The organism is Nocardia sp. CC201C (genome assembly GCF_030010695.1).
GTDB classification, from domain to species: domain Bacteria; phylum Actinomycetota; class Actinomycetes; order Mycobacteriales; family Mycobacteriaceae; genus Nocardia; species Nocardia otitidiscaviarum.
In genome coordinates, this window is record NZ_JASCXP010000251.1 from 1 (window position 1) to 10,683 (window position 10,683).

Below are 10,683 nucleotides of genomic sequence, written 5' to 3' on the forward strand. Positions count from 1 at the left end.
GATGCCGCGCCGGGAGCGGACGACGTCGAGCGCGGCGTCCATCCCGGCCGTCCGGTACACCATCTCGACGACGTCGGCGAGATGGAACGGCCACACACCGAGTCCGATGCGGTCACCACCCACACCGCCCGGCACCTACGGCGATCTCGATGACGCACTGGACGGTCTCATCGGCAGCATCGTCGCGTATCCGGAGATCTGAGCACGGCGCACACCAGGACCTACTGCGACCGGAGGTCCCGGAAGTTTCCCGACGCACCGCGCGAGCCCGAACCACCGCCCGCAGAGGGAAATTCGATATGAGTGGTCAGGACACATCGCGCTGGGCGGGTAGGGCAGCGGCGATGAGCGCGACCACGATCATGACGGCGGCGATGGCGCAGAAGGCGCGGTCGTACGCGCCGTGCACACCCGCCACCGTGGTGAGCGCGGCCACACCGAGCGCACCGCCGACCTGCTTGGCGGTGTTCATCAGGCCCGAGGCCGCGCCGGCGTCCGGGGTCGGCACACCGGCGGTGACGGCCACGGTGATCGGAGTGTTCAGCAACCCGCCGCCGATGCTGAAAACCACGGCGGGACCGAGTATTCCGAGGAGATACCCGCTGTCGACCTCGAGGTGGGCCTGCCACCAGAATCCGGTCGCGGCGAGCACGGCGCCGACCGCGATGAGCACGCGGCCGTCGACACGGCGCATCAGCCACGGCGTCGCGCGCGCACCCACCAGGATCGCGACCACGGTGTGCGGCAGGAAGGCCAGACCGGTCAGCAACGGGCTGTAGCCGAGGACGTCCTGCATGGACAGGGTGAGGAAGAGCCACATCGGATTCAGGCAGGCACCCGCCAGCAGCATGGCCGCATTGCCCACGGCCACCGAGCGAATGCCGAACAGGCGCAGGGGGATCAACGGGACCACCGCCACCCGCGCCTCGACCACGACGAACACCACGAGCAGACCGACGCCCAACGCGATGCCGGTTACCGTCACCGGTGCCGTCCATCCTGATGTCGCCGCCTCCGCGATGCCGAAGGCGAGAGCGCTCACGCCCGCCGTAGCCAGGACGGCACCGATCGCATCCAGCCGCGGCCGCGCGCCGGTCGGCCGATCGGCGGCGACGTAGCGCGCTGTGAGCACCACCGCCGCCACGCCGAGAGGGACGTTGATCAGGAGGGTGGACCGCCAAGAGAGATATTCGGTCAGAATGCCGCCCACGAGATTGCCCGCGGTGCCGCCGCCCATCCCCACCGCCGTCCAGGTCGCCAACGCCCTGGTGCGAGCGGCGCCTTCGGGGAAGGTGGCCGTGAGCATGGTCAAGGTGGCGGGCGCAAGCACCGCCGCCCCCAGCCCCTGCACCGCACGCGCCGCCACCAGCATTCCGGCCGAACCGGCAAGGCCGCCGACCAGGCTCGCGCCCGAGAACAGCAGCAGTCCGGCCAGGAAGACTCGGCGGCGGCCATACAGATCGGCGAGGCGACCGCCCAGCAGCAGCAACCCCGCGAAGGTGAGTGCGTACGCGGTGACCACCCACTGCTGCCCGGTCTCGCCGAAGCCGAGCGCCTCCCGAATCGACGGAAGCGCCACATTCACCACGGAGATGTCCAGCACCACCGCGCACTGGGCGGCGCACGCCACCGCGAGCACGACGCCGCCCGTGTCGCCCCGCTTCTCGTCGAGAAGGTTCGCTCGGACCTCGCGTTGGGACATGCCCGCCTCCCGGCTTATACGCTTGTACCATATACACTTGTATCACGAAGTGCCGCCGAGCGAAAGGAAGGGTCGTGCCCCGCACTCCAGACCACGCGGCTCGCCGCGCACAGATCGCCGACGCCCTGGTCCGGGTGGCGAGCCGGGATGGCCTGCACGCGGTCACCATGCGATCGGTCGCGGCCGAGGCGGAGGTCTCACTGCGCCTGGTGCAGTACTACTTTCACGACAAGGAACATCTGCTGATCGGCGCGCTGGAACATCTCGAACAGCGCAGCCACCGACGCTGGGCGCAGCGCCTGGCCGAACTCCCCGATCCCCCGCCGCCACGCGCCGTCATCGAGGCGTTCCTGCTCGAGGCACTGCCGACCGACGATCCGAGCCGGGTGTTCCACCTGGTCGGCACGTCCTACGCCGTACTCGCCATGACCGATCCCCGCATCGCCGAGCAGCCCTTCATCGGTGGGGTGAGCCGCCTCGAGCGGCAACTCGCCGGCACCCTCGCCACCGCCCGGGCCGCGGGCGAACTGGCCGACGACGTCGATATCGACATCGAGGCGATACGCCTGGTCACCCTCACCAACGGCTTGGGCACCACCGTCTTGGTCGGCCAGCGCAGCGTCGACGACGCCATCGCGGTGGTCCGCTATCACCTCGATCGCCTGTTCCGGCCCGCGCGCGGCGGGTCTGCCCGCTGATCACATCGGATGCGATTCCAGCGGCGGGTCCAACGGCTTTCGAAGATGCGATTACCGATTGCGAGGTCAGGAGAATCCGTGAGATCCGCCGTCGACCGAATGGTCGGATCTGAATTGACAAATACGACCGGTCAGTATTCATCGCCTGTCCGCCCCGGTTTCGACACCTACTTCACGAACCGGGGGGTGCGGACGGATCATCGTATGAGCGATCGAAATGCTGTGGCAATTGCTCGCATTTCACGGAGATGTACCAGACCTTTCGGTGCGGTTAACGGCCCAGCATCCGGTATGCAGGCAGTATGCGGCGTTCGGCGCATGAGCACACGAAAAACTGGTCGGATGCCTGGCGATACGCGGCGATGTTGCTCCTGAACCGTTAGCGCTGCGCGCGGCGATTCCACCCGGTAATATCAAGCGGCGGTATCTGAATACGCTGCGGTCGAACGTATTTGGCGCGCCGATGCAGGATGTCGAGTCGAGCCCTGCGCTGGCACCCGACCGCATGAAACAGGGAGTTCATTGTGGCGAGGTCGGATCGGCACTCGAGCCTCATACTACTCGCGCTCCTTGTCTCACGGCGCGAGCGGAGCGCGTCGACGGCGGTTTCGTTACCCGCACCATCGATCTGATCCGGTCGACCCCCATCGACAGCGGCATGGCCGCGGCGGTGTCGGCCCGAAAGCCACCGGCACCGCTGCGATCTGGTCGCCCCTACTCGCAGTGAGGAGATGTTCTTGCCGACGCAATCTCATCCGCACCACCTCGGCACCCGTGGACACGACAGCGACGGCGGTGTGCGCCCGTGAGGCTGTACTCGTCGGAATTCGCGGCCGATCCCGGTGCCGCATACCAGGATCTGCGCTACCGCTACGGTGCGCTGGCACCGGCGGAACTCGCCCCCGGGGTGCCCGTCACGCTCGTGACCGGATACCGGGCGGCCCTGGACGTACTGACCGATCCGTCGCGTTTCCCGGCCGATCCGCGGCAGTGGCAGCAACGCGTCACCGGCGACTGCCCGGCCCTGCCGATGCTGCAGTGGCGACCCGACGCGATGCGCAGCGCGGGCAACGACCACACCCGGTACCGGCGCGCCGTCACCGACTGCCTCGACCGCGTGGACCCGTTCGCACTATCCATGACGGTCGAGCACGCCGCCGCCCGGCTGATCGACGGATTCTGCGAGTCCGGCTCCGCGGATCTGCTGAGCCGCTTCGCGATTCCGCTCACGGTCCAGGCGTTCAACCGCATCCTCGGGCTCGCCCCCGCGGCGGCGCAGGCCGCATTCGACGCCCTCGCCCTGATGCGCGAGGCCACCGACGCGGCCGCCGTCGACCACGGCGATCGGATGCTGCTCGCGGCCATGCGGGAGACGGTGTCCGCCAAACACGCCGCCCCGGCCGGTGATGTGGCGTCCTGGCTGCTGAATCATCCTGCCGGACTGGACGATACCGAGGTGGCGTACCAACTGGTCATGTTGTACGTGTCCGGGTGTGAACCGACCTGGAATCTCATCGCCAACACCCTGCTGCTGCTGATGACCGACGACCGCTTCGGCGAGGAACTGCTCGCGGGGGCGTTGACCGCCCGCGACGCCATCGACGAGGTGCTCTTCGCCGACCCGCCGCTGGCCAACGCCTGTCCGCGCTTCCCACGGCAGATGCAGATCATCGGTGAGGCGATTCTGCCCGAACATCAGCCGGTGCTGGTCAGCCTGGCCGCCGGCAACAGCGACCCCGCCGTGGGCGGTGACCGCACCGGCAACCGCTCCCATCTGGCATGGGGCGCGGGTCCACATCAGTGCCCGGCCCGCTCGCTGGCCATGGTCATCGTGCAGGAAGCGTTGGACCAACTGCTCGACGCGCTCCCGGATATCGAACTCGCGGTGCCGCTGGAGGACGTGCACTGGCGCGCGAGCGCCTTCCACCGCGCACCCGCCGCCGTCCCGGCCCGCTTCCCACCCTCTCCCCCACTGTCCTACGTCCACACGTCCCCGTCGCTGCCCCACCTCTAGCGGACCGCGCCGCGGCGGCGCGCTCCGATGAGAGCCCGCGGCCCGACCGATCGGTCTCTCCCGCTCCGGCGAGAGGCCGATCACCTGGACACGGCGCGGTTAGAGTGGCGGCCGTGGGGTTGGCATTCGATACGCGCGCGTCGGATTCGCCGTGGATCGCGTCGGTCTGGACCTGCCGGAGCGAGCGGGTAGCGGAGATGACGTCGGTGGCGACAGGTACCTGGGGACTGGTGTTCTGGGTGGAACGAGGCCGCACGCACGCGAGCGTCACCGGCGCGGGTACCGCACCGGTGCCCGAGGAGGCGGATTTCGTCGGCATCGAGTTCGCGGTCGGCACCTCGTTGCGGTCGGTGGCCGCCGCGTCGCTGCTCGACAGCGGCATCGCGCTACCGGACGTGTCCCAGCGTGGCTTCTGGCTGGATGGCGGCCGATGGGAGATTCCGCATCCCGACGATGCCGAGGCACTGGCGCAACGGCTGGTCCGCGACGGCGTAGTCGTGCACGACCGGTTGGTCGCGGACGCGGTGCGCGGACACCGCCCCGACGTCAGCGACCGGACGCTGGAGCGGCGCTTCCGCGCGGCGACCGGACTCACCCGCGGCGCGATACGGCAGATCGAGCGGGTGCGCACCGCCGCGACAGCACTCGCCGCAGGGGTACCGGACGCCGAAGTCGTTGCCGCGCTGGGATATTACGACGAGCCGCATCTCGCCCGGGCATTGCGGCGCTACGTCGGGCGCACCGCGGGACAACTCCGCGCGGGCGAGGGCGGCGCGATCGCGCTCGATCTCGCTCAGTGCACGACGCTGTAGACGAGTTTGGTCACCCCATTGGAGTAGGCCGCGGAATCCTCCAGCCGCAACTGCTGCTTGTCCCGATCGGCCCTGCTGAACAGGCTCTTGCCCGCTCCCAGCAGCACCGGGAAGACGAGCAGGTGGTATCGATCGATCAGATCGGCATCGGCCAGGCGCCGAGCCAACTCGGCGCTGCCGTGGATGAAGATCGCACCACCCGCACCGCGTTTGAGTTCGGCGACGTCCTCGGTGGAGCGGAGAATGGTGGTCGGACCCCAGTCGTCGACCAGGTCGGCGTCGGTGAGACCGGTGGACACGACATACTTGGGCAGGTCCTGGTACGCGGCATGGTCCTCGGATTTCGGCCAGATCGGCGCGAAAGCCTCGTAGCTGTGGCGACCGAACATCAGCGCCGTGGTGTCGGCGAGCTCTTCACCCTTGAGCGAGTACGCCTCCGGGACGAACTCGGTCTCGAACACCCAACCGCCACTGCGATGCCCCTCGACCTTGCCGCCCGGCGAGTCGACCACGCCGTCGAGCGTCATGAAGCCGGTGTAGACCAGTTCTCGTGTCAAGGAACCCTCCCGAGGTGTGAGCGGCCGAAGTGCCGATCGCCATCGTAGAGCGGACAACCCGCCACGGTCTTGGACGAAACCGACACCGATCGCGTCCCCGGCCACGCGTCGGCCAACCGGATCGGCGCGGGCCGGCGCCGTGAGAGTCCGCTGCGGCACCTCGGGCTTCGTCGACCGAGGTGCCGCGGTCGACCTTCGCCGACCCGTCGGGCGAGTACTGATGCCCCCTTCGCGTCAGTACTCACCGGCCCCGCTCGCGGGTTCTCGGTGCGGATGGATGCCATCACGAGGTCCCGCGAGAGTCTGTCCCTCGCACACTAGGACGCGTAGCCGTGGGGTCTCGACCCCTTTCCTGCCCATTCGCGGTCGATTTCCGCCCGCCCGTGCTCCGAGCCGAGGGATCGGCGGGTGCACTCGGCGTCTTGTAGTGTTGTGCCCGGTTTTTCGCTTGCTGTGGGTGCGTGAACGGGGCCGTTCGAATGGGTGGTGTGGAGTTTCAGGCAGAGGACTTCGCGTCCGACGAGGCGGATCCCGCCGGATCGTGGGACGAGTACCTCAAGCAGAAGCAGGGATCGGTCGGCCTGGCCTTCCGGGAGCGGTTCCGCTCGACCGCGTTCGCCCAGCGACTCGGTCCCATGCAGCTGGTCCGATTCTCCACCGCCCCGCTCGACTACCGGCGCACACGACGCCATATCCGCGCCGACGGCGACGATCGGAGCTATCGGCTCCTCATCCCGCTGGCGGGTGATTTCAGGTTCGAACAAGGGGATTCCAGGGAGATCTTCCACCCCGGCAGGGTCGGCTTCTTCCGATGGCACGAACCGCTGTTCATGACGCACGAGGGGGATATCACCGCGCTGATCCTGACCGTCGACAGGGACGCCGTCGATGAAGCACATGCCGAACGGGCCCCGCTCGCCCTGGATGAGGCGCGTCCCCTGGTGCGCACCCTCGGGGCACAGACCAGATTGCTCGGCGAGGCCCAGGGCTGGACGGCCGTGGATTGGAGCGTGGCGTACAGCAGCGCGGTCGACGTACTCAGGGGGGTGATCAATCCGTATCCGGAGGCGTCGCTCGGCAAGCGCGCGATAGATGCCGAACGCGCACGGCGGCTCATCGAGCAGCACGCGCGCGACCCCGAGGTGACGCCCGGAGCCGTCGCAACGATGATGGGTATCGGCGAGCGGACACTGTACAAGGTGCTGAAGAGTGCCGGGTACCCTCCGGCAGCCGCGATACTGCGTGAGGTCCGCGTGCACCGCGCACATCGGCGCGTGCGTACCGCGCTGCCGTTCGATATGGACACAGTCGCTTTCGAGGAGGGGTTCCCGAGCGCGCGCAGCTTCCGAGAAGCCTATCGCGAGCGCTACGGGCTCACCCCGATCGAAATGCGTGACAAGCTTTTCGGTGACGACGCCCGACAGCGGTGAATCACCGGTGCGGCCCACGCCCCACGATCACTCGTCTGCCTTACCGAACCACCTCACCGGTGTGCGAGGAGCTGACACTGGGGAAAGTGGCGCTGTCCCAGCCCGCGTGGTCCATCCACGTCTGAATGTAATCCTTGGTGAAGAGTGGACCCGGCAGCGACGGGAGCGCGAAGGCGGCTACCAGGATCGGCAGCTGGTCGGCGATCACCCGGAGGTGGCGAGTGAGTTCGGTGGTGATCGCCGCGGCACGCTGCGGTGTCAGCCGAAGGTTGGCGGTGTACCAAGTGCCGTGTGCCTCGATACGGCCGAGGGCGTAGGCGGCCGCCGCGGCGACAGCGAGTTTGCGGGCCGCGGGGTCGGCGGTGGTGAATGCCGCCGTCGCCAGGGCGGTGGCGGCGAGGCGTTCGGCCGTCGCGGTGGCCATTTCGATGGCGGCCGCGTCCGGTCCGAGGGTGTTACCGGCGGTTTCCAGGCTACCGGTGTCCAGTGCGTGGGCGATCGTGCGTTCGCGTTCGACGAGCATGGTTACGTACCAGGGCAATTGTGTTGGCGTGCCGGGCAATTGCAGTGCCGTCAGGGCGCTGCCCCGTTTGCCGGCGGTGATCTGCATGATCTGGTTCTCGCCTTCGGCGGTTCGGATCGCGGCGAGGTTTCCGAGCCAGTCCACCAGGTGATTGATACGCAGCGCGCCTTGCGCGGCGGCGCGGTCGCGGCACATCATGAGGACATCGTTGGCGGTGTCGGACAGCAGCGGTTTGGCCAGCATCGACCAGAGTGCGTGTTCACCGGCGGAGACGGTGGGGTCCGTGCGCAGGTCGCGCAGCCGACGGCCGAGCACGCTGGTCGCGTACACGGCGGCGAGCCCGGTAGCGAGATCCCGCTGGACCGCGTCACGGTCGGCCATCAGGGTGCCGGAGCCTGGCCGACGTTGGCGGCTGTAATTGACCAGCCCGGCCAAACCCGCTCGGGCACTGGCGATTGCGGCATTGGCGAGGTCGAGTCGACCGTTACCGAGGACGCCGATCGCCCGGTGGAAGCGGCTGCGGGGTGGCAGCTCACAGGTAAAGTGCCCATCGGCATCGATACGAGCCCAGTCCCCGCCTAGTAGGGCCTCCCGGGGTAGCCACACCCGGTCGAACCTGATCAATGCGTGATCCATCGGCGCGGAGTCCTTGTCGGGCAATCGCACCACGTGCACGCCCTCGGCCAGACCCTCGATCGTACGAAGTTTCAGCAGGAAGGGCAGGACGCCCTCATCGCGGCCGTCGACGACCAACCGTGCGGTGATCACCACTGTTTTCGGCACGACCGGATCGGCGACATTGGGCATGAACTTGATCGCCGCGGCGGCCGGGGTGGTGAGCCGGAAACCCCCGGTGTCCGGCTCCCACGTGGCGGTGGTCTGGTGGTCGGCCCCGTTGGTGCCGCCGAGTTCGGTCAGCACCAACACCCCCAACGCCGCGGCGGTGTCCAACTCGGCCAGACACTCCTGCTGGTGACGAGAACCATTGCCCAGAGCGAGGATCGCACCGATCGCCAAATCGAAGTGGCCCGTCAGCACCAACAGCAGCCTGGGCGCGGCGATCTGCGCCCAGTCGCAGAGCGCGCCGCGCAGCTGGGCGTCCGCCGCGATCTCACTGGCCGGTCGCCCCAATCCGGCGATGACAGCCCGCAGCAGGGCCGGGGCGCGCTCGGCTTCCTGGGTGAAGGTGAGTCCCGAGGAGGGCAGATCGGCCAGACCGACGACAATGTCGCGAACCCGGGTGTGCAGGGCGACGTGCTGGCCGAAGATCACCGTCTGCAACGCTTCGACGGTGGTGGCGGGGTCGGTGCGCCGCACCGGTGGCTCGGCGAAGATTCCGTCGACGGGAAAGTCTGTCGTTGTCATGGCACTCACCTATCCTGCGATGCCGCACGTGCCGCGTCGATCGCGTCGGGCGACCCGTACGGTGTTCTACTTTCCGGACCGACCGAAACGTTCGGCCGGCCGGGCACTGCTGTATCGAAACCTTCTCTGTGTGGTGCTATCTCGGACGCATGGTCGTCACCGGGTGTGCAAACGCGGTGAAGGGGGGAAGACGGCGGGCAGCGCGGCGAGCGCGCGGTGGAAAGGACCCGGCCGCCACTCGAGCTGGTCGGGGGCGACGGCGAGAGCGAGTTCGGGCAGGGCGTCGAGGAGTTGATCGATGGCGTCGCGGGCGATCAGTTGCGCGACGGAGCGGGCATGGGATGGACAGGCGTGTGGGCCGGTGCCCCAGGCGAGATGCCAACCGTTGCCAGCATACTCGCCGGTATTGACTTCCGGACTGTTGTTACAGGCCGCCATGCTGGTGATGACCGGCTGATCCACCGGCAGCCACACATTGTCGACGATGACCGGCTGCCGCGGATACGTAAGGCAGTAGTTGGCCAACGGCGGGTCGGTGGTGAGGATCTCGTCGAGCACCGACTGTGTCGACGGCGGGAAGCCGTTGACCGCGGAGAATCGCTGGGCGTCGGTGAGGATCAGCAGCAGGCTGTTGGCGATCAGGTTCTGCGGAATCTCTATACCGGCCGAATAGCAGGTGACCAGTTGGTGGATCATCTCGATGTCGGTCAACCGCGCCGGATGCTGGACGAGGCGAGTGGCGATATCGTTCCCGGGTTCGCGGCGTTTGAGCAGGGTGAGCTCGAGCAGGGCCGCATCGAGCATGGCGTTGACCGTCGCGGTGTCGACTCCCTCGAACAGCGCCGCGCTCGCCGCGGCGACCTGCTCCCCGATTTCCGGTGGACAGCCGATGATCTCGTTGAGCACCGAGAACACCAGCGGCAGACAGTACTGGGACAGCAGATCCGCCGAACCGTCGGCGCAGAAGCCGTTGATGATCTCCACCGCGTTCTTCTCCACGCGGGCGCGCAGCCCGTGCAGGTCGACTCCGGCCAATGCGGCGTTGGTCGCTTCGCGGTAACGCGTGTGATTGACGGTATTGCCGTTGGTGCGCAGCGCGTTCGGCCGCCATTCGATCATCGGCATGATCGGCAGGTTGGCCGGCACGGTCTTCTGCCACGGCCGCGGATCGGCGGAGAAATGCTCGGGATCGTGGAGGATGCGGACCGCGGTGTGATACCCGATCACCAGCGTGGCCGATATCCCGGGCCAGATCTCGACCGGGACCAAAGTGCCGTAGCGCGATCGCATCTCACGGTAGGTGGCGTGCGGGTCGGCGGCGAACTCGGGTGTGTAGAGCGGGACGCGGGGTCCGAGCTGCTCGATCGACAGGGCCGGGGTGTCGTCGTGCTCCATGTGGACGAAGTGCTGCACTGCAGGATTCTCCTGTTGAGGGTGCATGGAAGTAAGCGGGAAGGTGAGCTGGGTGGCCTCAGGGGTTTACCGGCGGACGTGCCACGTGCCCGACGCCGGACGAGGAACGGTCAGCGCTGCCGGACGCGTGTGCCGATTCGATCTCGCCACAACGGATTCCTCCCTGTGC

Annotated in this window: 8 protein-coding genes; 4 read left to right on the forward strand and 4 right to left on the reverse strand. The window is 67.9% G+C overall.

What is annotated here, in order from left to right; genetic code table 11:
- Window positions 1-307: 307 nt before the first annotated feature.
- Window positions 308-1,702: an MFS transporter gene (locus tag QK444_RS23530; RefSeq protein WP_282783737.1), complete on the reverse strand. Its 1,395-nt coding sequence runs from the start codon at window positions 1,700-1,702 to the stop codon at window positions 308-310.
- Between the two features lie 74 nt (window positions 1,703-1,776).
- On the opposite strand from QK444_RS23530, the gene QK444_RS23535 reads away from it, so the two are divergent.
- From QK444_RS23535 to QK444_RS23545, 3 genes are all read left to right on the forward strand, one after another.
- On the forward strand, window positions 1,777-2,400 hold the full coding sequence (locus QK444_RS23535) for a TetR family transcriptional regulator C-terminal domain-containing protein (protein ID WP_282783739.1): 624 nt from the start codon (window positions 1,777-1,779) through the stop codon (window positions 2,398-2,400).
- An 805-nt stretch (window positions 2,401-3,205) separates the two neighbouring features.
- Window positions 3,206-4,414, forward strand: a complete 1,209-nt coding sequence (locus tag QK444_RS23540; RefSeq protein ID WP_282783741.1) for a cytochrome P450 — start codon at window positions 3,206-3,208, stop codon at window positions 4,412-4,414.
- Window positions 4,415-4,527: 113 nt separating this feature from the next.
- A complete protein-coding gene (locus QK444_RS23545) occupies window positions 4,528-5,226 on the forward strand; it encodes a helix-turn-helix domain-containing protein (RefSeq protein WP_282783743.1) in 699 nt (232 codons plus the stop codon).
- On the opposite strand, the gene QK444_RS23550 is transcribed toward QK444_RS23545, so the two are convergent.
- Window positions 5,208-5,783, reverse strand: coding sequence for a dihydrofolate reductase family protein (locus tag QK444_RS23550; RefSeq protein ID WP_282783745.1), 576 nt, complete (start codon window positions 5,781-5,783; stop codon window positions 5,208-5,210). The genes QK444_RS23545 and QK444_RS23550 overlap by 19 nt on opposite strands.
- Before the next feature lie 488 nt (window positions 5,784-6,271).
- On the opposite strand from QK444_RS23550, the gene QK444_RS23555 reads away from it, so the two are divergent.
- Entirely contained in the window at window positions 6,272-7,213 is a 942-nt protein-coding gene (locus QK444_RS23555) for a helix-turn-helix domain-containing protein (RefSeq protein ID WP_282783747.1), read from the forward strand.
- 40 nt (window positions 7,214-7,253) lie between these two features.
- On the opposite strand, the gene QK444_RS23560 is transcribed toward QK444_RS23555, so the two are convergent.
- Window positions 7,254-9,101 carry an acyl-CoA dehydrogenase family protein gene (locus QK444_RS23560; protein ID WP_282783749.1) on the reverse strand — a complete coding sequence of 616 codons (1,848 nt, stop codon included), beginning with the start codon at window positions 9,099-9,101 and terminating at the stop codon, window positions 7,254-7,256.
- A 156-nt stretch (window positions 9,102-9,257) separates the two neighbouring features.
- A complete protein-coding gene (locus tag QK444_RS23565; protein ID WP_306355794.1) occupies window positions 9,258-10,514 on the reverse strand; it encodes a cytochrome P450 in 1,257 nt (418 codons plus the stop codon).
- Window positions 10,515-10,683: the final 169 nt, after the last annotated feature.